The sequence below is a fragment of the Paenibacillus sp. FSL R10-2199 genome (genome assembly GCF_038000235.1).
Taxonomy (GTDB): domain Bacteria; phylum Bacillota; class Bacilli; order Paenibacillales; family Paenibacillaceae; genus Paenibacillus_AQ; species Paenibacillus_AQ phytohabitans.
Genome location: NZ_JBBOBO010000001.1, coordinates 2,468,120 through 2,491,775, shown reverse-complemented (window position 1 = coordinate 2,491,775; position 23,656 = coordinate 2,468,120). Strand labels below are relative to the sequence as shown.

Below are 23,656 nucleotides of genomic sequence, written 5' to 3'. Positions count from 1 at the left end.
TTCTAATGCACACTACTTGGCGCTTCAATACTTATTTCTGTATCCGTATCTGTGTCTCTGCCGCTGACGGCCTCATGATCCACAAGTGCATGCTTCAGCACCTGATCCATATGGGCTACCGGCACAAACTCCACATCGTTCAAGACACTCTCGGGAATATCCTTAAGGTCACGCTCGTTGTCCTTAGGAATGAGGATCTTCTTATAGCCTGCACGGTGGGCAGCCAGCGATTTCTCTTTGAGGCCCCCGATCGGCAGCACACGCCCGCGCAGCGTAATCTCGCCGGTCATCGCCACAGTCTTCGAGACATAACGTTTCGTCAGGGCGGAGATCAGGGCTGTTGCAATCGTAATCCCTGCAGACGGACCGTCTTTGGGGATCGCACCTTCGGGAATGTGGATATGAATATCGTTCTTCTCATGGAAATCCGGCGCCAGTCCCAGCTCCTCCGCCTTAGAGCGGGTATAGCTGAAGGCGGCCTGCGCCGACTCCTTCATCACATCACCCAGCTGTCCGGTCAGCGTCAGCTTGCCCGTACCCTGTACAACCGTTACTTCGATCAGCAGCGTGTCGCCGCCAACCTCGGTCCAGGCCAGCCCGGTCACGGTGCCGATCTGATCCTCCAGCTCCGCCATTCCATAGCGGTACTTGGAGGCGCCCAGATAATCCTTGATCTCTTCCGGAAGAATGCTTACGCGTTCCTTCTCTTCCGAGACAATCTGCTTGGCGGCTTTGCGGCATAGGGCAGCAATCTGCTGCTCCAGGTTCCGCACCCCGGATTCCCGGGTGTACTCGCGCACAATCTTCAGCAGCGTATCGTCCTCAATGGACAGCTGTTCCTCTTCCAGCCCATGATTCTTGCGCTGCTTCGGCAGCAGATAGCGGCTGGCAATCTGCAGCTTCTCAAGCTCCGTATATCCCGGAATGAACAGCATCTCCATCCGGTCCAGTAACGGACGCGGAATATTATGCACGGCATTCGCTGTCGTTACGAACATGACGTTCGAGAGATCGAACGGCAGCTCTACGAAGTGATCGCTGAACGTATTGTTCTGTTCAGGGTCAAGCACCTCCAGCAGAGCCGCCGACGGATCGCCGCGGAAGTCCGCTGCCATCTTGTCGATCTCATCCAGCAGGAAGACCGGGTTGATACTGCCCGCAGTCTTCATCCCCTGGATAATACGCCCCGGCATAGCCCCGACATAGGTACGGCGGTGACCACGAATCTCCGCTTCATCCCGTACGCCGCCCAGCGAGATGCGGACAAACTTACGGTTCAGCGAGCGGGCGATGGAGCGTGCGAGCGAGGTTTTACCGACACCCGGAGGACCTACCAGACACAGAATCGGCCCCTTCAGACTCTTGACCAGCTTCTGTACAGCCAGATATTCCAGTACGCGTTCCTTCGGCTTCTCCAGACCGTAGTGGTCTGCATCCAGCACCTGCTCCGCCTTCTTGATATCCAGATCATCTTCAGTTGCTTCGCTCCACGGCAGACCCAGCAGCCAATCCACATAGTTGCGGATGACACTGCCCTCGGCCGAGCTTGCCGGCATTTTCTCCAGACGGTCGATTTCTTTCTCGATCTTCTCCTGCACACGCTCTGGCAGATTCTTCTCTTCCATCTGGGCGCGCAGCTCATCCGCTTCGCCTGCCCGGCCTTCCTTCTCGCCAAGCTCCTTCTGGATCGCTTTCATCTGTTCGCGCAGGTAATACTCCTTCTGGGTCTTCTCCATCTGCTTCTTCACGCGCTGGCTGATCTTGCGTTCCAGCTCCAGCACTTCACGCTCATTATTGAGGATATCGAGCAGCTTCTCCAGACGTTTGCTGACGTCAATGGTCTCCAGAATTTCCTGCTTCTCCTTAATCTTCAGCGCCAAATGACTGGTGATCACGTCGGCCAGCCGGCCCGGCTCTTCAATATCGGAGACAGCGGCCAGCGTCTCGGGAGTAACCTTCTTCGACAAGGTGATGTAGTGTTCGAACTGGCTCAGTACGGTACGCATGAGAGCATCACTCTCCTGATCGACATCCTCCTGCTCCGGCAGCTCACGCGCCATTACCTCGTAGTACTCCTCGTTATCCGTATAATGAATAATCTCGGCACGCTCTACGCCCTCCACCAGCACACGGATCGTGCCGTTGGGAAGCTTCAGCATCTGCCGCACATTCGCAACTGTACCCACCCGGAAAATATCTTCTTGTCCCGGTTCCTCTATATTCACTTCCGACTGGGAGCAGAGGAGAATCAGGTTATCTTCAACCATAGCTTTTTCCAGTGCCCGGACTGACTTCTCGCGGCCTACATCTAAATGCAGAACCATGCTGGGATATACAAGAAGACCTCTAAGCGGTAATAAAGGAAAACGACGACCTTTCGATTTGCTTTGTATCATCGCTTTCGCACCTCCCATGGTTCATAAGTAGTGTCATATGCATTCATTCTAACAAAAGCGGCATGAAAACACCAACAAGCCTTGTGCCGCGGCAAATGCTGTGACGCAGTCGTCTTTTAGTATTCGCTAAACTTAAGTGTACTATGCCGTTGCCTTTACTTAAAGGGTGCCTGATCCATTAAAAGAAAAGAACGCCCGGCATGGACGTTCCCTGAATGTATTGTTATTTTGGACGATTAGCCCTGATCACGCATTTACACTTTGTGCCTTACGGTCCTGCCTTGCATGCAACGTCTTCATTGCCAATCTTGCGATCGGCTGCGCAACCAGCAGTTCAATCCAGAAGGCTATCCCAAAGTTCCTTGGCCAGATATGAAGGAAGTTTCTGACGGGCTCCAGACTTACATTTCCCGTTCCAACCCATGTGCCGATAACCGACAGTGAAACCGATAATACTGTAACATTTAATAAAATATTCAGGAGAATCCTGGCATTAAATCCGTCGGTTTGGCCTGTGAATTTCGGCAGCACTTTGCGGACAATAGGTCCGGCCACCAGCCGTACCAGCAGAACTACGATTACCCACATGAATGGAAGGATCTTCAGTGTATCCAGATACACTTCCTTGCTGAATCCGAGCTCCAGCCCTACGATAAGAGGAGCAATCGTATTTACTGAAATGATTGAAACTATTAACAAAAATAACAAACCCTCTTTGGCGTTTCTGGGCAGTCTTGTTTCTCCGTGCATGTACGTCATCTCCATGAAAATAGTATTTCAGATGGCAGACGTATCCTGAGACATATATTTTTAGTCTATCAAAGACTAATATCTCCACACACTGATCTATTCATTATACCATTTCGGGCGGAGGAATGTCAGCCCTCTTCTCAAGAAACATGATCCTTTACCAAGTGGAAACGGCCCGCAAGGTCGTGTTTTAGCTTGGACGGTGAATCAAGTACTTTACAGGGGGGGGACCCCCAAGAGCTACATTCTGCGGACAAAAGGGGAGGAACCGCGCGGATACGGACTGATGCCACAAGCAAGTGGATAAAGGTATCTTAATTTGTTGATTTCGGCGGATCGGGGGCAAGCAAGTGGAAAAACTACATTTAATTCGGGTGATTTAGCTAGTTTGAGTGAAAGACAATAATTTAAGTGCCGTTTATCCAACTGCTGTTTCCGAAGGGTTCATTCGTTCCTCAGCAAGTGTAGAAAATCCATCTATTTCCGGTCTAGCTCCGGTACCGTTCCGGCAAATTTCGCAAAAAAAGGTCCCCCAGTATATGATCTGAGGGACCTCTTCATATAGACTGCTGCTATCCCGGCAAGCTCTCCCCGGAAGCATCCGCCTTCAGCAGGGAAGGTGCCGAAGAGAAGGTCTCGCCCGACACGGCCGGCATTCTCACGTCTGCCGTATCCGCGCCGAACAGATGGCGGAAGACTTCTTCGACGGTGTCCATCGGGATGACCCGCAGGGGACCGAGGTCGGCGAACAGCGACTGCCAGTTCTCCTTAGGGATCAGCACGGTGGTTGCACCGGCCTGGAACGCGGCCTCGACCTTGGCGACCACGCCGCCGACCGGCTTCACACGGCCGTGGATGCCGATCTCCCCGGTAATCGCTACCGTGTTATCCACCGGCAGCTGCCGGATGGCGGAGACGATAGCGACCGCCATGGCTACTCCGGCGGACGGGCCGTCAATCGGCGTACCGCCAGGGAAGTTAATGTGCAGGTCGTAGTGGTCCGGGTCCAGCTTCATCGTACGCAGTACGGTCAGCACATTCTCGATGGAGCCTCTGGCCATACTCTTGCGCCGGGTCGTCCGTGAGCCGCCGCGCAGCTCCTCTTCATCGACTACACCGGTTATATTCAGTCTGCCTTGTCCATTAGCAGCAGGTGCGGCGGAGACTTCAATCTCCAGCAGCGTGCCCATGCCCGGCCCGTAGACGGCAAGGCCGTTAACCAGCCCGATCTGCGGAGACGTCGGAATCTTGCGCTCCGTCCGCAGCGGCAGCTGGCTGCTGCCCGCGACCCATTCCACTTCGGCAGCGCTCAGGGTATCCCGGCCTTCGGTCAGGGCCAATCCGGCGGCCAGCTGGATCATATTCACGGCCTCGCGGCCGTTCGTGGCATATTGCTGCACCACTTCCACCGCTTCGGGGCTTGGCTTCAGCCCGACCTTCTGGACGGCATCCCGTCCGATCACCGCAATCTCCTCCGGCAGCAGCGGCCGGAAATAGATCTCCATGCAGCGCGAACGGAGCGCAGGCGAGATTTCATCCGGCGAACGTGTCGTTGCACCAACCAGCCGGAAATCGGCGGGCAGGCCGTTCTGGAAGATATCATGGATATACGCCGGTGTGTTGCTGTCTTCTGAATTATAGTACGCACTCTCCAGCAGCACCTTGCGGTCCTCCAGCACCTTCAGCAGCTTGTTCATCTGAATCGGATGCAGCTCCCCGATCTCATCCAGGAACAGAATCCCGCCATGCGCCTTGGTTACCGCTCCCGGCTTCGGCTGCGGAACTCCGGCCACCCCCATGGCCCCCGCACCCTGATAGATTGGATCATGCACCGATCCGATGAGCGGATCGGCAATCCCGCGCTCATCGAAGCGCGCGGTAGTGGCATCGATCTCTGTGAATTTGGCATCGCGCTTGAACGGGGACAGCGCATTCTTCTTCGCTTCCTCCATGACCACACGCGCAGCGGCTGTCTTGCCCACACCAGGCGGCCCGTAGATAATAACATGCTGCGGATTGGCACTGCAGAGCGCGGCCTTAAGTGCGCGCAGCCCGTCCTTCTGTCCGACGATATCATCGATGGAGGCCGGACGTGTTTTTTCTGAGAGCGGCTTGGTCAGAGAGATCATCCGCATCTTGCGCAGCTTATCCAGCTCCTTGCGCGATTCCCGGTCTACCGCCGTCTTGTTGGTCTTCTGTCCACGCAGCAGATTCCAAAAATAAACGCCGATGACCAGCGCGAAAAAGAGCTGCACGATCATCAGCAATATACTTAGTTGCATAGCACACCCTCCTGTTTCCTTCCGTCTGCCTGTCCAGTATTTAACTACTACTAGGTAGTATAGCCGTTTCAATCATTCGTAAACGCCTTTGCCAAAAAAACAGAAGACTCCTGCACCCTTCCCGGCCCGCAGATTGCATACGATCCCCATAAACGGAAAGACTATACCGGATAACAGGAGGCGAATGCACATGACGCAGCTGGAAAATGCAGGATCGCCGCAGGAGAAGCTGCCGGAATCTCTGTCCGTTTTTATAGAGGGAACGCAAGTCCGCCTGGGCAAAAGTACAGATATCATCTACCGGTTCATCACACTTGGCCCTTTGTCCGCTGTGCTTGTCTTTATTGAAGGCCTGTCTGATCCGCAGTCTCTCATTCAAGCGGTTCACGAGGATGCCGGCCTGTTCCATGAACTGGACGAATTCACGCCGGTAACCTGCCTCAAGCTGCTGCAGGAACGGACGCTTACCCTGGGCAAGGTTGGAGAGATCAGCAACTATACAGAGGTTGAGACGGAAATTCTGGCGGGCAACACGATTCTCTTCATTGAAGGCAGCGTTACGGCGCTGTCTGCCGGTACAGAGGCTCTCAAGAAGCGTGCGGTGGAGGATGCGGTCTCCCAGTCGGTAGTCCGCGGGCCCCGAGAAGGCTTCACCGAATCCCTGCGGGAGAATACCGCTCTGGTCCGCAGGCGCATCCAGAACCCGAAGCTGCGGATCGAGTCACGCAAGCTGGGGGAGCAGACCCAGACGGATGTCGCGGTGATGTACATTGAAGGCAATGCCGATCCCGTCGTACTGGAGGAGCTGCGCAGACGGCTGGATGATGCCAGGCTGGATAGCGTACTGGAGAGCAATTATATCGAGGAGATGATTCAGGACAAGCGCTACAGCCCTTTCCCGACCGTCTATAATACCGAGCGTCCGGATGTCACGGCATCGGCACTGCTGGAAGGGCGGATCGCCATTCTGGTGGAAGGGACTCCGTTTGTGCTTGTGGTTCCCGCACTGCTGGTGCAATTCTTTCAATCCAGTGAGGACTACTACCAGCGGAGCGATTTCGCCAGTCTGGTGCGGCTGCTGCGATTTTTTTGTTTCGCCATTGCTCTGCTGACCCCTTCCTTCTATATCGCCATCACTACTTTTCATCAGGAGATGATTCCGACCACACTGCTGATCAGCCTGATCGGGCAGCGCGAGGGGATTCCTTTTCCGGCATTCCTTGAAGCCTTCATCATGGAGATTACCTTCGAGATTCTGCGCGAGGCCGGTATCCGGCTGCCCAAATCCATCGGCCAGTCCGTGTCTATCGTCGGAACCCTGGTTATCGGTCAGGCAGCGGTTGATGCGGGGCTGGTCTCAGCAGCCATGGTCATCGTAGTGTCGATCACAGCGATCGCTAATTTCGCATTACCGGCCTTCAATGTCGGCATTTCTGTGCGGATGCTGCGTTTCGTGCTAATGGCGATTGCCGCCTCCTTCGGCCTGTACGGGATGATTATCGCGATGATTATTCTGGGCCTGCATCTGTGCAGCCTGGAATCGGTAGGCGTCCCTTACATGACCTCCTTCGCGCCTATGCGCTGGCAGAGCCAGCGGGACACCTTCATCCGCGTCTCGCGGCGCAGCATGAAGAAGTTTTTTGGACGAAACTAGAGGTTGCCTGTGAATCTATAACGAAAGGAACGCTGCCTGATGCGGGGAAGACGCGCCCTTACGATCCTCCTGATTCTAAGTCTCATGTCACTTACCGGATGCTGGAGCCGCAAAGAACTGAATGATCTCGCTCTGGTCATGGCGCTCGGCATTGATCTGGTTCCGGAAGGGTATGCGGTCACCGTCCAGGTTATGAACCCCAGCGAGGCCGGTAACCAGAAGGGCGCCTCCTCCGGAAGCCTGCCTGTTGTGACCTACAAATCCGTAGGCCGTACCGTTCCCGATGCGCTGCAGCGGATGCTGGGCATGACTCCCCGTATGCTGTATCTGGCCCATATCCGTGTGCTTGTCTTTGGGGAAGAACTGGCCCGCAGCGGGGTCAGCGATGCGCTGGACTTCATCTCACGCGACCATGATCTTCGTACCGATTTCTACCTGCTGGTAGCCAAGAACTCGAAAGCTTCGAAGATCCTGGAGATTATCACACCCTTCGAGCATATTCCGGCGAACTCCCTGTATTCTTCCATTCTCGTCTCCCATAAGAAATGGGCAGCGACCGGGAAGGTAACCCTGCAGCAGTTCATTACCGAGCTGGAGCGCGGCGGCTCGAACCCGATCATGTCGGGAGTACAGTTAAAAGGAGATCTGGAGGACGGGGAGTCCGCCAAAAATGTGCAGAGCATCAGCCCGAAGGCCCTGATCCAGCATGCCGGCATCGCCGTGTTCAAAAAAGACAAGCTGGTCGGCTGGCTGGGCGAACCGCTCAGCAAGAGTGTTAATTATACGCTGAACGACGTAGACTCAACGGTTGGAAATGTCCCCGGCCCGGATGGCGGAACCGTAGGCTTCATTGTTTACCGGGCAGACACTTCGATGGATATCAAGCTGAATGACCAGGCCAAACCCGAATTCACGGTGCGGCTGAATATAGAAGCGAATCTGACGACAGTGGAAGGAACCCTAGATCTGAACAAGCCGTCCAGCATTGAGGGCATTGAGAAGAATCTGGAGAAACGCTTCGACGACAGAATGGCCAGTGATATCCGGGAGATCCAGCAGAAATATAACTCGGATATCTTCGGCTTCGGAGAAGCACTGCACCGCAAATATCCGAAGCTGTGGAAGGATTACCGCGACCATTGGGCGGACACCTTCAAGACCGTTAAGATTGATGTTCATTCCAAGGTGGCGGTCCGGCGCATCGGCTCGGTCATACAGCCGCTCAAAAGGGAGCTCGAGGAGAAATGAACTGGAGTCTGCTGCTACTGTTCTTCCTGCTGTTTGTACTCTTCCTGAAGACACCCGGCGTTCTTAGGCTCCGTTCCGCCCGGGATACCGCTGCTTTCTATGGCATCTGGGCTCTGACTGTCATAGTTACTCTCGCAGATAAGGCGGATCTGCCCCAGCTTAGGCCGCTTGACTGGGTTCGCAGCATAATGGAGCTGCTATCCTGAATATTTTTTTGCGGAAAGGATGTGAGATAGAGGTGAAAAGCCGTACCGGTATTGCCGCGAGGCAGTTCTACATTATGACATTCGGTTTAACCATCGGCACCTCTATTCTGGTCATCCCGAGCGGACTTGCGCATACCGCCAGAGAAGATGCCTGGATCGCCTCGCTCTGCAGCCTTATGATCAACCTGGTCATGGTGGTGCTGTATCTATTCATCGCACGGCTTCACCCCGGCAAACATCTCTTTGAAATTCACGAAGCTGCCTTCGGTAAATGGCCCGGTAAAATAATTTCACTGCTGTATCTGTTCTATTTCCTCATTCTCACCGGCACTCTGCTGGGTGACCTTGGATTCTTCATGTCGAGTGAGATTATGCCGGAAACGCCGATTGAGGCCGTCCAGATTGTGTTCCTGATTGCTGCGGTTATGAGTGCCGGCATGGGGGTTGTCATACTCGCCAGATTGGGGGAGCTGCTGTTTCCCTGGGTATTATTTCTGTTCCTGATCCTTGTCCTCACGCTGATCCCCCAGATTGAATGGAATCATATCAAGCCTGTGTTGGAGGGAGGCACAGGTCCCGTTTTCCAGGCCGGTTTTCAGGCCGCCATGTTTCAGGAGCTGATTGTGATGATGACGTTCCTGCCCCTGGTCCATAAGCGAAAAAGCGGGGAGAAGGCCTTCTTGTGGGGCACTCTGACCGGCGGTATCGTGCTGCTCCTTATTGTACTGCTCAGCATTCTGGTGCTTGGCATTGAGCAGACCGAGAATAGCACCTTCCCTGCTTACGCCTTGGCCAAAACGATCAATATCGGGAACATTCTGCAGCGCGTCGAAGGATTACTGATCACCATCTGGGTATTAACCTTTTTCATCAAAATTTCGCTGCTCTACCTCTCCATCCTGAAGGGTATCCAAACAGTCTTCGGGCTCAAAGCTCCACAGCATCTGATCTACCCGTTGGCCGTATTGTTCCTCATCATCGCCTGGAATACATATATCAACACCGTCTACGTCAATGACATTATCGGAACGGTATGGGGGAAATTCTCGTTCATTTTCCTCCTGCTGATCCCGTTCATGATCTACGTTCTAACCCTGCTGAAGAAGGTTGTTTTCCGGAAAAGCACATAAAATAACCCCAAAAACATCTAAATTCTTAGCTATTAAAAAAGCGCCCCGCCGCAGTCGGTCTGAACGAACCAGACCTCTGCAGCGGGGCGCTTCATGTATATAAACATAGTTGCTATTAGGATAGGATGCGATAGAATCAGTTCAGTTAATTGCTGCCCTCTGGGTTACCAACAACTACAGCCGGAGCCAGTCCCGCATGCTTGCGGCCGGGAATCTCACCCGTTTCTTCAAAATGCGCCACAATGATGTCAATTTCCTTCTTCAGCTCGGAGACCAGCTCTGCCTCAGGAACCTTACGGATCATCTTGCCGTAACGGAACAGCAGACCTTCCCCGCGTGCGCCGGCGATGCCGATATCGGCTTCCCTTGCTTCACCCGGCCCGTTCACTGCGCAGCCCAGTACAGATACCTTAATCGGCACCTTCAGCTTGGAGATGTACTCTTCTACTTCATTGGCGATAGAGAAGAGATCAATGTCCAGGCGTCCGCAGGTCGGGCAGGAGATCAGTGTAGCCGCGTTCGAGATCAGACCAAAGGTCTTGAGCAGCTCACGTGCCACCTTCACCTCTTCTACCGGATCAGCACTCAGTGAGATACGTACCGTGCTGCCGATCCCCATGGAGAGCAGCGCACCAATCCCGGCGGAGCTCTTCACGGTTCCTGCGAACAGTGTACCGGACTCGGTAATCCCCAGATGCAGCGGGTACGGAATAACCTCCGCCGCTTTGCGGTAGGCTTCAATGGCCATCGGCACATCGGATGCCTTCAGCGATACGATAATATCATGGAAATCCAGCTCTTCGAGAATTCCGATATGGTACAGGGCACTCTCCACCATAGCTTCTGGTGTAGGATAGCCGTATTTCTCCAGCAAATGCGTCTCCAGGGAACCGGCATTAACCCCGATACGGATTGGAATCCCTTTATCCTTGCAGGCTTTAACTACAGCTTCCACCTTATCGCGGCGTCCAATATTGCCGGGATTGATCCGCACCTTGTCGATGCCGTTCTCAATCGCCAGCAGGGCCAGCTTATAGTTGAAATGAATATCCGCTACCAGCGGGATATGAATCTGTTTCTTGATTTCCTTAATTGCCGCCGCCGCTTCTTCATTATTAACCGTCACACGCACGAGCTGGCATCCGGCTTCCTCCAGCCGCAGAATCTCGGCTACGGTCGCTTCCACATCGGCGGTTTTGGTCGTACACATGCTTTGGATAGCAACCTCGTTGTTTCCCCCAATAATAACCCCGCCGACATTGACGGGACGGGTCTGGTGTCTCAAGAACATGGTTTTCTCCCCCATAACGATCAAAGCTCCACCCTCTCCGCTCCCGCAGGTACTGCGGGGTGTGCGGGAGAAAGTGGAGACCCTGAATTGTATTGTTAAGCTGCACTAAGCAGATGATTACTCATTGCTTACGCACTTTCTTCTTTTTTCTTATCCTTCTTGAGACTAAGCTCCGGCAGGGACTTCTCCTGGACAACCTTCTCGGTAATGACACAATCCTTGATGTCATCACGCGAAGGAACCTCATACATCACGTCGAGCATAATGCTCTCGATGATTGCACGCAGTCCGCGGGCACCGGTGTTGCGTTTGATCGCTTCCTTGGCAATAGCTTCCAGGGCAAGCGGTTCAAACTTCAGCGCTACATTATCCATCTCGAGCAGCTTAATGTACTGCTTCACGAGCGCGTTCTTCGGCTCGGAGAGGATACGTACCAGTGTGTTCTCATCAAGCGGCTCCAAGGTCGAGATGACCGGCAGACGGCCGACAAACTCAGGAATGAGGCCGAACTTGAGCAGATCCTCAGGCAATACCATGGAGAGGTATTCGCCGGCTTTGAGATCCTTCTGACCTTCAGCCCCTGCGTTGAAGCCGATGACTTTTTTGCCGATACGGCGTTTGATCATTTGCTCCAGGCCGTCAAAAGCACCGCCTACGATGAACAGAATGTTCGTGGTATCGATCTGGATGAATTCCTGATGAGGATGCTTACGTCCGCCTTGCGGTGGAACAGAAGCCACTGTACCTTCCAGGATCTTCAGCAGAGCCTGCTGTACGCCTTCACCGGAAACGTCACGGGTAATGGACGGGTTCTCGGATTTACGTGCTACCTTGTCAATTTCGTCTATATAGATAATGCCGCGTTCGGCCTTCTCCACATCATAATCAGCCGCTTGAATCAGCTTCAGGAGGATGTTCTCAACGTCTTCACCGACATAACCTGCTTCCGTAAGGGAAGTGGCATCTGCAATGGCAAAAGGAACGTTGATGATCTTCGCCATCGTCTGCGCCAAGAGGGTCTTACCCGAGCCTGTAGGTCCGAGCAGCAGGATGTTGCTCTTCGTCAGCTCCACATCTTCAATCTTGCTCTGGCTGTTCACACGCTTGTAGTGATTGTATACGGCAACGGAGAGCGATTTCTTCGCCTGCTCCTGGCCGATTACGTACTGATCCAGAATATCGCGGATTTCCTTCGGTTTCGGAATATCCTTCATATCCAGTTCTTCTTCGTGACCGAGCTCCTCTTCCACGATTTCCGTGCACAGCTCGATGCATTCGTCACATATATAAACGCCAGGTCCTGCTACCAGCTTACGAACCTGCTCTTGCGATTTGCCGCAAAAAGAACATTTCAGTTGCCCTTTTTCATCATTAAATTTAAACATCTTACCACCCCTTTAAGATATGATCGGTGAAGAGAGTACCTGGTCAATGAGCCCGTATTCCTTCGCTTCTTCCGCGCTCATGAAGTTATCGCGGTCCGTATCCCGTTCGATTTTGTCAAGGGGCTGACCTGTGCGCTCTACATAAATCTGATTCAGCTTCGCCTTCGTCTTCAGAATCCAGTCGGTATGGATCCAGATATCGGATGCCTGCCCCTGAACGCCGCCAAGCGGTTGATGAATCATAACCTCGCTGTTGGTCAGCGCAAATCTCTTGCCAGGCGCTCCAGCTGTAAGGAGCAATGATCCCATACTGGCAGCCATCCCTACACAAATCGTTGAAACATCCGGTTTGATATATTGCATCGTATCATATATACCCATGCCGGCTGTGACAGAACCACCGGGCGAGTTGAGGTACAAGTGAATGTCTTTTTCGGGGTCATCTGCTGCCAGGAACAATAACTGGGCAATAACCAGATTGGCGACATCATCGTCAATCGCACTGCTTAGGAAGATGATGCGATCCTTGAGCAATCTCGAATAGATATCGTATGAGCGTTCTCCCCGACTTGTCGTTTCCACAACCATTGGTACCAGACTCATGCCACCAACCTCTTTTCTCTATACAGATTAGTCTTTCCGTTTCAGAAATATTTTAACACGTTCAAAGCGGGATGTCATTTATTCACTGCTGCTCTTAACCGCACTGCTCATGTGCATGCCATTATATCGCAATTCCGCGGGCAATGCCAATTCTTGATTCGTGGTATGTACTCACATAACGTCCGCCCCGATAAAAATAAGGCACGTAACAAAAACTTACGTGCCTTATCTGCTCTTTATGGAGGCCTAATGGAAATGGCCGTGCTAGGTAAAATTTCTAAAGAAGACTACTCAGCAGATGACTACTCAGCGCTTGCTTCTTCTGCAGCCGCTTCTTCAACGGGCGCTTCTACAGCAGGAGCCGGAGCATCAACTTCTACGCTATTGCTAACGAGGAACTCAATAGTCTTGCGCAGCGAAATTTCGTCACTCAGGCTGCTCAGGGAACCATTGGCCGCCAGAATGCTGCGGATTTCTTCAGGAGTACGTTTGTAAGCTTCTGCCATAGTAGCAAGCTCTTGCGTAACTTCCTCTTCGGAAACTTCGATCTTCTCTTCCTTAGCGATGACTTCCAGAACAAGGTTGTTGCGAACGCGCTTCTCGGCATCGCCCTTCATCTGTTCCTGCAGGTCTTCACGTGTCTGGCCGGAGAAGCTGAGGAACATATCCATGTTCATGCCCTGCTGGCGAAGACGGGTGTCGAAATCACGAACCATGTTCTCTACTTCACTGGCGATCATAGCTTCAGGAATTTCAACTTCAGCATTAGCAGCAGCTGCATCAACTACTGCAGTTTCGCGAACGCCTTTGAGTTCTTCCTGTTTGCGGGATTCCAGCTGTGCCTTCAGATCTGCCTTGTATTCTTCCAGAGTGTCGAATTCACTTACATCCTTAGCGAATTCATCATCCAGTGCAGGAAGCTGTTTGCGTTTGATTTCGTGCAGCTTCACTTTGAATACAGCTACTTTGCCGGCAAGCTCAGCAGCATGGTAAGCCTCAGGGAAAGTAACTTCAACATCTTTGAAGTCTCCGGTGGACATGCCAACTACTTGCTCTTCGAAGCCCGGAATGAAGGAGTTGCTTCCCAGTTCGAGGGAATGACGCTCAGCCTGTCCGCCTTCGAAAGGAACGCCGTCAACGGAACCGTCGAAGTCGATCACAGTGATGTCGCCGTTAACAGCTGCTTCATCTTCAACTACAACAAGCTCAGCATGACGCTCTTGCAGACGTGTCAGTTCAGCGTCCAGCTCTTCATCAGTTACTTCAGCCTTCTGTACAGGAACTTCCAGACCTTTGTACTCGCCCAGCTTCACTTCTGGCTTAACAGTGATCTTCGCTTTGAAGATGAACGGCTGGCCTTTGGCGAATTGCTCGATGTCTACTTCAGGACGGTCTACAGGGAAGATGTCGGTTTGTTCAACTGCTTCGCCATAAGCTTCAGGAAGAAGAATGTCGATGGCATCCTGGTACAGGCTTTCCACACCAAAACGGGATTCGAAAATCGGCCGCGGCACTTTACCTTTACGGAATCCAGGTACGTTTGCTTTCTTAACCACTTTATTAAAAGCTTTGTCGAGTGCTGCAGCTACACGGTCTGCTTCTACTTCGACTTCAAGAACTCCAAGGTTCTTCTCTATTTTTTCCCAGGTTGCTTTCATAATATACTTTTCCCTCCAAAATTGGTTACATGTTTACTTAAAAAAAGTCATACAATTCACGCACAGAATAACCATTATATTATATACAACATTACTTTATTTATCAAGTAGAGAACTCTTTACAAATCCTTTGAGCGAACGGTAGGCCGCTTCGAATTGAAAGCGCATGCTGTCCGTGATCCCGTACATACTCCGTGTTTCCTCTTCATTGCGGTTTCCGTTCAGGCTCTCCGACACCATCTGGTGCAAGGCTCCGGCCCAAATATCCAGCAGTGAATACTCTCCGTCCAGCAGCTCGCGGTATTCCTTCGTTCCATAAATCGACATGATGAACTGCCCCCAGAGCTCCTGGGCAAAATAGTACAGCGTCGGCTCATGCACCTCGGCCTGCTCCGCCACCCGCTCCAGCACCTGGCTTACCTGCGGCGGGAACTCGTCATTCTGCAGCGGCACAGCCTCGATCTCCACCTCAGCGGCTTCGTGGCCGCGGCTCAGCCTGACCGCCCCCTGGGCCCCGCGGCGGCGGAGCGTCTGCAGCGTGCGGAACTGCAGCAGCGGATGCACCTCAGCCTGCTGCAGCCAGCCGGTCAGCGCTTCATCTACATGGCTTCCCTCCAGGTAGGAGAGCTGCTCCAGCGCCAGCACGGTCGCTTCGGACAGCGGCTCATTCATGACCCGCTTCAGCAGCTTATCGGGATAATCCGCATCCTCCTCCAGCTTGGATTTGGCCAGAATCCGGGCCATATCCTCTTCCTTCAGATCCTGCTCTTCTGCAGAGGGGGCATCATCCGCATCCCCGCCCTGTGCGGCGTAGGGAAACGCCGCCTCCAGCCAATCCAGCAGCGACTGCCACTCCTCGTAGTGCCGCTCTTCCTGTCCTTGGCACTGCAGCAGAAAACGCAGCAGTTCCATCGCTTCCCCGTAACGTTCACTTTCCAGCATTACCGTAAGCTGGATCTGATAATAATCCAGCGTCTTCGGGAACAGCACGATATTCTCTTTGGCAGGGGAATTGAATTGATTCATGAGGGCACCTCCTTTTCTCCGTTCCTCTTCATCCGAACCCTAATCAATTGTTGATTATAGCATATCCCCGTACGGTTTCAAAAAAACAAGTTGAAAAAATAATCTATGTATGATAACATAATTTTTGCTTGCTTTTCAGTCAGGCACCATGTCCCGGTAGCTCAGTTGGATAGAGCATGCGCCTTCTAAGCGCACGGTCGGGGGTTCGAATCCCTTCCGGGACGTCATAGAACAGCCTCCCTTCGGGGAGGCTGTTTGTGCGTCCGGAGGATGAGAACCCTCGCGCCAACGGGGACGTTGGAGCATACGCTTCGTTAGGATCTGCTTCGCAATCAGCCCGAATGGGCTGTATTCTTCCGGGACGGTACGTGCCAGCACATAGCGGGGCCCTTGCGGACTGGAGGGCCCTTATTTGGGCGGATCGCGCCATTCCGCAGGCCATGCGGACACAGATTCCGCATATATCCTGGAATGCTCTATTTCCTCGCATACAGTCTACAGCGCCCCTCATCGTCTTCACCTTATTCCTCACCGCTTCTTCTATCTTGCCTGTTACTCCCTACACTTGCATCATCCTGCCGCTTACCTTCACTTACCTCCACTTACCCTCACTTCGCTTCATCCCTGCCACCCGCACCCGTATCCCCGCACTCTGACGTTTTCCTTCACTTCACCCCTATTTCTCACTGCAACATAAACAAAGAGCGCCCACGCAGCCACAAGGCATACAGGACGCTCTAATATTACACTAATCCTCTCCCGGACTCCGCTGACAGCTTCATGCTCCGCAGACTCTCGGCGTTGAAGACCAGGTTCTCCACCGGCTCGGTGATGTCTGCGGTATAGCGGTCAATGGTGACTTTGCCCAGGTACATTTTGCGGACGGAGATGCTTTGTTTGGCCTTGAGGTAGGATTGTGCGCCGCTCTCCCCGCCGACATAAAAGGCAGAAATGCTGCCCCCGGCCTCCAGCTTGGAGCCGCGGCAGACGGAGAATGTTTTGAGAAACGTAATATTGCCCGAAGAGAACAGCTCACTCTGCACAATCCCGTCCCGGTGGATGATGATATCGCCGTTGGATTTCAGCGTGCTGTTCTGGCATTTGCCGATGTTAACCTCGACCTTAGTCTCCTGCATCCGGGCCACACCCATATGCAGCTCCTCCAGCATGCCGATCACTCCGCTGAGCGAAGCTTCACTCATATAATCCACCAGCTGGGCCGGCTTCAGGAACAGATTCAGGAAATGCAGCGTCTGCTCCAGATCCTGATGGTAAGAGGCCTGAACCGTTGCCAGCACCGAGAGCAGCTCCTTGATCAGCTGCGGGATCTTCTGGAACTTGCTCTCCAGCAGCAGCAGCACAGCCTGTCCGTACTTCACGCTCTGCTTCCGCCCCTGGACGGCCTGAACCAGCATCCGGACCGCGGTCTGGAGGATCTTGGTCTCTTCAATCAGCAGCTTGGAGCAGTTGTAGATCCGGTTGTACATCACGCCGAAATACCCGGAGTACAGATTGCTGTTCACTACATTGCCTTTGACAAGAATACTGCCGGTGGCTGTGATGGTGGAGTTATAGATGCTGCCGGCAACATAGACGTTACCCAGCGACTCAATGATCATATTGTCCTCGACATCGCCCCGTATAATGACATCTCCGGAGAATACTATATTGCCGGATTTAATGTTCACATTGCCGGGTACGATGTAGGACGTGCAGATGTCGAAATATTTGATCCGGTCACCGGTTACCCGGGGCCGGCCTTCACGCAGGGCGCGGATTTCATTGCCGATCAGCAGCACTGTATTATTTTTGGCGAGAATCGTAAGGTCTGCAGGCGGCGGGGGATATAGAATCTCTCCATATACATCATAGCCGGGAATCCCCTCGATTACCGGAATTTTGCGTGCCAGCACTTCACCGCGGATCGCGGAAGGAATACGCAGATGGCTGCGGTAATCCACCTGGCCTTCAATCTCGCTGAATTCATTCTCAATCGTCTCGGAGAAAAACAGTTCAAGATGCGCATTCTCCCCCGGCACAGCCGCTCTGCCCTGGGCAGCGGTAATTGGCTGATAAGTGGGATTCTGCAGTTCAGCATGAATTCCGGAGATATTCAGGTTCTGAATGATTCCCCGGCGCTCAAAGTCGGCAATAATCTGGTTCAGGCCCAGAATTCCGACAACATTCTCCGTATTCATCACGGCGTCTACTTCCACCATTCCGGCGGATAAATGATCATTCAGCTTCCAGGAGAATTTCTTCGTGGAATGGAGGGTGAAAAAAGCCAGCAGACGATCCTCCGACACGGTAATCGAATACAGCGGCGGCTCCGAGATTTCCCACTCTATAGTATCCTCCGTAGTTACCTCGGCCGGGCCGGAAACCGGCTCGCCGTTGACATATAGATTAACCGGAAGAACTCCCATAATCACTGCGGGCGAACCGCCGGGCAGCGGGTCCTGTACGAAGATTTTGTCAGCCCGGACCAGCACCCGCCCCCCGTGGTCATGATCCGGGTCACCGGATACCATAAATGAAATATCAAACTCGATATCACCGTCACCCTGCGACAGCTCCAGCATATTAATCAGCTTATTCAGTTCCTGCTCGGACATACGGTCAGGCATTCGGCATACCCCCTGTTCCTTATAACCGCTTTCATTCATTCTAGTATTATTATAATTTTAAGCAATGGAAATAGATAGGCTCCCCTGTGAAAAAAAGCCCTCCGGCGCCTGCGATCCTCCGCGTCTCCTGTCACGTCAAACAGGCTGCCCGCCGTGGATTATCCACAGCAAAGGCAGCCTGTCATTCACATATACCGCTCCAAGTCTAAGTCTCAGCGCCCCCGGCGGCGGTTCCCCAGCCACAGCGGAAAGCGGAAAATAAAGTTAATCAGCAGGACTACGAACACCAGCACCGCAGCGGACTTGTCCGCGATCTGCCGCGCATCCTCGACAATCGCCTCGGACTGCACGTACCACAGATGGACCGCCAGGGTCTCACCCGGCGAGAACAGATTGAAATCCCACATCTCACCGGAGGTGCTGAGTCCGGCGGTCAGGATAATAACCGCCGATTCCCCGAAGGCGCGTCCGGCCACGAGGCAGACGCCGGTGATGATAGCCGGAAGGGCTACCGGCAGCACGACCTTGCGGATGACATGGAACTTCGTCATGCCGAGTGCATAGCCGGCTTCACGGATCTCGCCGGGGACCGCGCGCACGGCTTCTTCCGTGACGCGGGCCAGCATCGGCAGGTTCAGCAGTGCCAGGCTCACGCCTCCGCCGAGGATGGTCAGGCCGACACCGAAGTACTCGGCGAAGATCGCCAGGCCCAGGAGGCCGAACACGATGGACGGAACGGAGGCCAGGGATTCCACACAGATGCGCAATGCGCCTGTGAAGGCATTATCCGGCGCATACTCTGCCATATAGATACCTGCCCCGATCCCGATCGGAACCGAGATCAGCAGCGAGATGAACAGAATATAGAAGGAGTTGAAAAGCACAGGGCCGATCCCCCCGCCGGCATCCATCTCTTCCGGCTGCTTGATCAGGAAGTCGGGCCGGAGCGCCGGCAGGCCTTTGCTTAAGATGGTGAACAGCAGCCAGAAAATCAGCAGCATCACCAGAGCGCCCAGTGTGTAGAAACCGATGGTTGCTATTTTGTTGCGCCGCTGCGCCCTTGCCGTATATCGTGTACGAGTAAACCCGTTCATCAGGCATCCCTCCGTTTCCGGCCCAGCACGCGGATAATTAGAATCAGCACAAAGGAAATGAGCAGCAGCAGGAAGGCCATCATATGCAGGGAGTAGTTCCAGGTGGACTCAAACTCAACATTAGAGATCTGCATTACAATGTTGCTGGTCAGCACGGAGGTTGGCGTGAACAGGGTCTTCGCCAGCTGAGGCGTATTGCCGATCACCATAACCACCGCCATGGTCTCGCCGATCGCACGGGTCATGCCGAGAATAACGGCCGAGACAATCCCCCGGCTTGCTGCCGGCAGTACAACGCGCATAATGACCTGAAGACGGGTCGAGCCCAGCGCATACGCGGCGTCACGGTATTTGCGCGGAACGGACACAATGGCATCATCGCTGATCCGGCAAATGGTCGGCAGCACCATCAGCGCCAGCACGAGGGCTGCGGCGAGCAGTCCGTCCCCCAGGCCTTCTCCGCTCACTCTTCGCAGGAAGGGAAGCAGTACGGTCAAGCCCAGATAACCATATACAATAGAAGGAATACCGACCAGCAGATCCAGCACCGGACGGATGAAGCTTGTCAGCCATTTAGGCGCGATCTCCGCACAGAGCACGGCCATAGCGACTGAGATTGGTACGGCGATGACCAGGGTCAATGCGGTAAGCGATAATGTATTTACAATAAAGGCAGCGGCGCCGAAGGCATCCTCTTCCGGTGTCCAGTTGAACGAGAAGAAGAAATCGAGCGGCGAGACGCTCCCGAACAGCAGCAGCGCCGTTTTGCCGATGAATACAATAACTAGTCCAAGCACCACACAAAGCGCAAGGATACTGAACAGGAAATAATAACGGGATAACGTGTTGCCAAGCAGATGTCTCTTATGTCTTCTGGTATTCACTCTAACTTCCTCAAGGCTCTTCTGTGTCTGTGCTGTCAGGCTATGAACCGGTGCCCCCATACTTTCCCTCCTGTAAGAGGCCAACCCCGCATGAAGCTCCGGAGCTGGCCGCTGTTACCTATCAGTCTGTTACCTTGTACTATGGTTGATCCTAGGATTGCATGGCGGCAATCGGAATGAATTTAAGCTTTTTGAGCGAACCCTGCTGGAACTTCTTGCTCTGCACGTATTCGATGAATTCTTTGGTAGCGCCGGTAGGCTGGCCATTGGTCATGTAGTAGCCGTAAGCCCAAATCTTGTACGAACCGTTGATAACATTGTCCGTAGTCGCTTCCACACCGTTGAACTTCACGGCTTTGATGTCACTGCCGGTCACGTAGACAAGGTCGATGTATCCGATAGCGTTAGGAGTAGTGCCCACAGCTGTTTTCATGTCGCCGCTGGAGCCGGTTTCCTTGTAGTTCTTCTCTTTCTTCACAATATCTCCGCCGGCAAGTGCCTTCGCCTGATAGTTGACCCGGGTACCGGAACCGAAGGCACGGGTGATAACCACGATGTTGGCATCTGCTCCGCCGACTTCTTTCCAGTTCGTGATTTTGCCGGAGTAGATTCCTTTAAGCTGTTCTGTAGTCAAGTTGTCTACACCGACGTTTTTGTTCACGATGGTTGCAAAAGGAATGACCGCTACCTTGTTCGCTACCTGTCCTTCAAAAGCTTTGAAGCCCGGAACATCGATGCTGGCATCCCAGTCGCAGGCGCCGATATCCGCAATGCCTTTCTTCACGGCTTGAGGTCCGGTTACGGAGCCTTTGCCTGAAGCGGCGATTTTCACTTTAGGGTGAAGCTTCTGGAATTCTTTGGCGGCCTGCAGCGTCAATGGAAGCAGTGCGGTCGAACCGTTAACGGTGATTTTACCCTTGAGACTGTCCGCAGCAGCGGCAACCCCTGCAAAAGCTGCGGTAACCGCGATAACCGCGGTGAGCGCTGTAACTGTTAATTTCCGGAAAACCTTCATGTATAATTTCTCCTCCCGGCGGCCAGCGCCGATATATGTTGTTGTGAATCAGTGAAGCTTAGTATTAGTCAGTATTAATTGGACAGCTGCACTGCTTTGCCGTTCTGAATTACAAGGATTTTGCCGTCGCTGACAATGGCCACCTTGCTGCCGTCATTCGAGACAGACACCTCGGACACATCTTCTGCCGTGCGGAATAATTCAACCGGTGCCGCGCCGCCTGCAATAGAGTAGATTACAGTGCTGCCATCTGCGCTCAAGCCTGCAACCACCAGACCTGTACTTGTTCCGGCAGACCAGTTGGCTTCAGCACTCAAGGTGATATCTGTGCTGGTGCCGTCAGCTGTAATCGACTTCAGGGTGTTGGCGGCAGTGCCCTCCGGATCTGCACTCAGGTACACTACGCTGCCGTTAGCAAGGATCTCAGGGTACAGCTTGTTGTCGAGCGCAGTAGTCAGGGCTGCCGGCTTCGCGCCTTTGGTGGCCAGATCCAGCTTGTACAGCTGTTCTCCGGCTTTGCTGAAGTCTACAGTCAGTGAATCTTCTGTACTGTCGGCATCATTCTTGGCTGTGCCTGTTACATTGACAATGTACACGGCAGTTTTGCCGTCCGCCGATACGCGAAGCTCCGATTTATTCTCCACTTTATCCTCAAGCAGCGCTTTGACCTCTCCGGTCTCTACAGAAATCTGCGCCAGCTTCTCCTGCTTGTCGCCTTGAATGAAATAGATTGTCTTGCCGTCGCTGGACCATACGAGGTCCGTCTTCACGCTGGTGTCTTTGCCAAGGGTAGTGATCACTCCGCTGGACAGGTTAATCAGCTGCAGAAGGCCTGTCTCATTGCTGAACACACCCCACTGCTGATCCGCAGAAACTGCATAATCCACAGCACTGCTGTTGGAAGAGAACCATTCATAATTGCCCGGCACCTGGCTGAATTTATAGAGCAGTGTGGATTCAGCGTCGCTTTGGCTGGCGATCAGGCCGCCGTCCGCACTCCAGTGAAGGGTATCAAATTGGCCGGCCGGCCGGGCGAAGCTCAGGATACTGCTGGTTTCAGCCTGCAGTTCACCGCCAAGTGCGGTAACCAGCTTCGTGAGTTCAACATAGGTTTTGCTGTTATGAACGACAGGTGCTACTGTAAATTCCTGTGCTTCACCATCAACCTGATAGCTTTTTACACCCGCCTGAATCTGTACATTATGTAGGCCCTTGCTGTCATTTAATAGAAATCCGCTGCTGCCGAGCACAAGTCCTGCTCCAAGCTCCCCTGCCACCTGGCTTAACGAATAGAGTCTATATCCACCGCTGTTGATTGTGCTGAGTGCAACCGGCGTACCATTGATACTCCATGTAGTACTTCCCTCCCCGACTGCGGCTGTCTTGACGGCGGCGGCGCTCACACTGCTGCTTGTAGCCAAAACACTTACTGATCCCCCTGTTACGAGAAGTGCTGAAGCCAAAGCTGCGCCGATCCATTTACTGTTTGTCAATTAGATTCACCCTTTTCCTATAGGTAACTGCTAATGTTATTTTCATCTACGAATGTCAATTCTGTTGCAGAGGAATGTTATGGAAATATTAATTGTAAAAGTAAATACAAAAAGGCCAGCCCAGGAATGAATCCCGGGCCGGCCTTACCGTAAAAGTTATGTTAATTCAGTATCCACGTCACAATAATCTCATTACCGCCGGGCTTCGAGTCCGAGCTGCTGCCGATAATAGAATACGAATAAGAACCGCTCACCTTGCCATTAATTAGAATGTTGTTGCTGTCGACAATCTCTGTGCCGCGTTCCAGGTCCTTGTCCCTTACATATTTCTGATATGTACTTCCGAGAGCGGCCATACTTTCCTCTGTCTCATAGATCAGCATAGAGGATTTCTTCCCCTCTGCCACTTCACCTTGGGTAAAAGTGATGCCCGCGCCTTCCGGTATCGGCAGATCGTCAGGCAAATACTGCTGCGCGTCCGCATTCTCTTCCGCCAGGGTATGAAAAGCTCCGCTGTCCGCTTCTGCTCCGTCTGTACTGCTGCAGCCGCTAAGTCCGGCCGCTGCCAGAAGCACTCCCAGAGTAAGGAGCAGCTTATGTCCTGCCATGATTCGCACCACCTTCTAATGTAATGGGTTCCGGTTGCCGGCAATCTCCAGTATTCTCCTTATTACCCTGATAACCGGTATAAGGAAACGGGTAATCCATAAAATTTAATATGTTTGTTGCGCCGGCAAGCGGAAACGGCTCCTCGTCCTTAATACATCGTGCATGTGCTCTGCGGGAGCCTGACGAAGCTTCTCATAATCTGTCCGCCAGTCTGGCGGACAGATTATGAGAAGCTATTTCGGGTAAAACATGCAGATTCCCAGGTTAATCGGACTCAGATTCCTTTATTTGTCCGCAATAGCGGA

At 53.1% G+C, this 23,656-nt stretch carries 18 protein-coding genes and 1 tRNA gene; 5 read left to right on the top strand and 14 right to left on the bottom strand.

The genetic code is table 11. The annotated features are described in order from the left end of the window. Positions 1-2: 2 nt before the first annotated feature. The 3 genes from lon to lonB all read right to left on the bottom strand — a co-directional run bounded on the left by lon (position 3) and on the right by lonB (position 5,428). Positions 3-2,396 carry an endopeptidase La gene (gene lon / locus NYE33_RS10970; RefSeq protein WP_076248593.1) on the bottom strand — a complete coding sequence of 798 codons (2,394 nt, stop codon included), beginning with the start codon at positions 2,394-2,396 and terminating at the stop codon, positions 3-5. Positions 2,397-2,642: 246 nt separating this feature from the next. Then, positions 2,643-3,146 (bottom strand): hypothetical protein, encoded by a 504-nt coding sequence (locus NYE33_RS10965; protein ID WP_341065749.1) that lies wholly within the window; start codon positions 3,144-3,146, stop codon positions 2,643-2,645. A 572-nt stretch (positions 3,147-3,718) separates the two neighbouring features. Continuing rightward, entirely contained in the window at positions 3,719-5,428 is a 1,710-nt protein-coding gene (gene lonB / locus NYE33_RS10960; RefSeq protein WP_042139662.1) for an ATP-dependent protease LonB, read from the bottom strand. Between the two features lie 190 nt (positions 5,429-5,618). Between lonB and NYE33_RS10955 the strand changes: the two genes are divergently transcribed. The 4 genes from NYE33_RS10955 to NYE33_RS10940 all read left to right on the top strand — a co-directional run bounded on the left by NYE33_RS10955 (position 5,619) and on the right by NYE33_RS10940 (position 9,666). Then, positions 5,619-7,082, top strand: a complete 1,464-nt coding sequence (locus tag NYE33_RS10955; RefSeq protein WP_341065746.1) for a spore germination protein — start codon at positions 5,619-5,621, stop codon at positions 7,080-7,082. Between the two features lie 39 nt (positions 7,083-7,121). Further along, a complete protein-coding gene (locus NYE33_RS10950) occupies positions 7,122-8,330 on the top strand; it encodes a Ger(x)C family spore germination protein (RefSeq protein WP_042139664.1) in 1,209 nt (402 codons plus the stop codon). Continuing rightward, positions 8,327-8,536 (top strand): hypothetical protein, encoded by a 210-nt coding sequence (locus NYE33_RS10945; RefSeq protein WP_042139665.1) that lies wholly within the window; start codon positions 8,327-8,329, stop codon positions 8,534-8,536. Before NYE33_RS10950 ends, NYE33_RS10945 begins: the two co-directional genes overlap by 4 nt. A gap of 74 nt (positions 8,537-8,610) precedes the next feature. Then, entirely contained in the window at positions 8,611-9,666 is a 1,056-nt protein-coding gene (locus NYE33_RS10940) for a GerAB/ArcD/ProY family transporter (protein ID WP_445669778.1), read from the top strand. A 145-nt stretch (positions 9,667-9,811) separates the two neighbouring features. Here the strand turns inward: NYE33_RS10940 and ispG are convergent, their stop codons facing one another. The 5 genes from ispG to NYE33_RS10915 form a co-directional block, all read right to left on the bottom strand. Further along, entirely contained in the window at positions 9,812-10,957 is a 1,146-nt protein-coding gene (gene ispG, locus NYE33_RS10935) for a flavodoxin-dependent (E)-4-hydroxy-3-methylbut-2-enyl-diphosphate synthase (RefSeq protein ID WP_039296744.1), read from the bottom strand. 128 nt (positions 10,958-11,085) lie between these two features. Beyond that, positions 11,086-12,342: an ATP-dependent protease ATP-binding subunit ClpX gene (clpX, locus tag NYE33_RS10930; RefSeq protein ID WP_042139666.1), complete on the bottom strand. Its 1,257-nt coding sequence runs from the start codon at positions 12,340-12,342 to the stop codon at positions 11,086-11,088. Positions 12,343-12,354: 12 nt separating this feature from the next. Beyond that, positions 12,355-12,945 carry an ATP-dependent Clp endopeptidase proteolytic subunit ClpP gene (clpP, locus tag NYE33_RS10925; protein ID WP_042139667.1) on the bottom strand — a complete coding sequence of 197 codons (591 nt, stop codon included), beginning with the start codon at positions 12,943-12,945 and terminating at the stop codon, positions 12,355-12,357. Between the two features lie 302 nt (positions 12,946-13,247). Continuing rightward, a complete protein-coding gene (tig, locus tag NYE33_RS10920; protein ID WP_039296639.1) occupies positions 13,248-14,603 on the bottom strand; it encodes a trigger factor in 1,356 nt (451 codons plus the stop codon). Between the two features lie 96 nt (positions 14,604-14,699). Next, on the bottom strand, positions 14,700-15,629 hold the full coding sequence (locus NYE33_RS10915) for a hypothetical protein (RefSeq protein WP_042139669.1): 930 nt from the start codon (positions 15,627-15,629) through the stop codon (positions 14,700-14,702). A gap of 150 nt (positions 15,630-15,779) precedes the next feature. Here NYE33_RS10915 and NYE33_RS10910 point away from each other — a divergent pair. Next, positions 15,780-15,853: transfer RNA gene (locus tag NYE33_RS10910), tRNA-Arg, on the top strand. A 519-nt stretch (positions 15,854-16,372) separates the two neighbouring features. Here the strand turns inward: NYE33_RS10910 and NYE33_RS10905 are convergent. The 6 genes from NYE33_RS10905 to NYE33_RS10880 all read right to left on the bottom strand — a co-directional run bounded on the left by NYE33_RS10905 (position 16,373) and on the right by NYE33_RS10880 (position 23,350). Then, a complete protein-coding gene (locus NYE33_RS10905; RefSeq protein ID WP_341065741.1) occupies positions 16,373-18,256 on the bottom strand; it encodes a FapA family protein in 1,884 nt (627 codons plus the stop codon). A 212-nt stretch (positions 18,257-18,468) separates the two neighbouring features. Then, positions 18,469-19,350, bottom strand: coding sequence for a phosphate ABC transporter permease PstA (gene pstA, locus NYE33_RS10900; protein WP_042139673.1), 882 nt, complete (start codon positions 19,348-19,350; stop codon positions 18,469-18,471). Beyond that, the gene (pstC, locus tag NYE33_RS10895) at positions 19,350-20,294 is read right to left on the bottom strand and encodes a phosphate ABC transporter permease subunit PstC (RefSeq protein ID WP_340942778.1); all 945 of its coding nucleotides are present in this window, start codon (positions 20,292-20,294) and stop codon (positions 19,350-19,352) included. The genes pstA and pstC overlap by 1 nt, the downstream gene beginning before the upstream one ends. A gap of 91 nt (positions 20,295-20,385) precedes the next feature. Then, the gene (locus NYE33_RS10890) at positions 20,386-21,249 is read right to left on the bottom strand and encodes a phosphate ABC transporter substrate-binding protein (protein WP_340942775.1); all 864 of its coding nucleotides are present in this window, start codon (positions 21,247-21,249) and stop codon (positions 20,386-20,388) included. 74 nt (positions 21,250-21,323) lie between these two features. Then, entirely contained in the window at positions 21,324-22,742 is a 1,419-nt protein-coding gene (locus NYE33_RS10885; protein WP_341065739.1) for a TolB family protein, read from the bottom strand. A gap of 161 nt (positions 22,743-22,903) precedes the next feature. Beyond that, positions 22,904-23,350: a hypothetical protein gene (locus NYE33_RS10880; RefSeq protein ID WP_042139677.1), complete on the bottom strand. Its 447-nt coding sequence runs from the start codon at positions 23,348-23,350 to the stop codon at positions 22,904-22,906. Between the last annotated feature and the right edge of the window lie 306 nt (positions 23,351-23,656).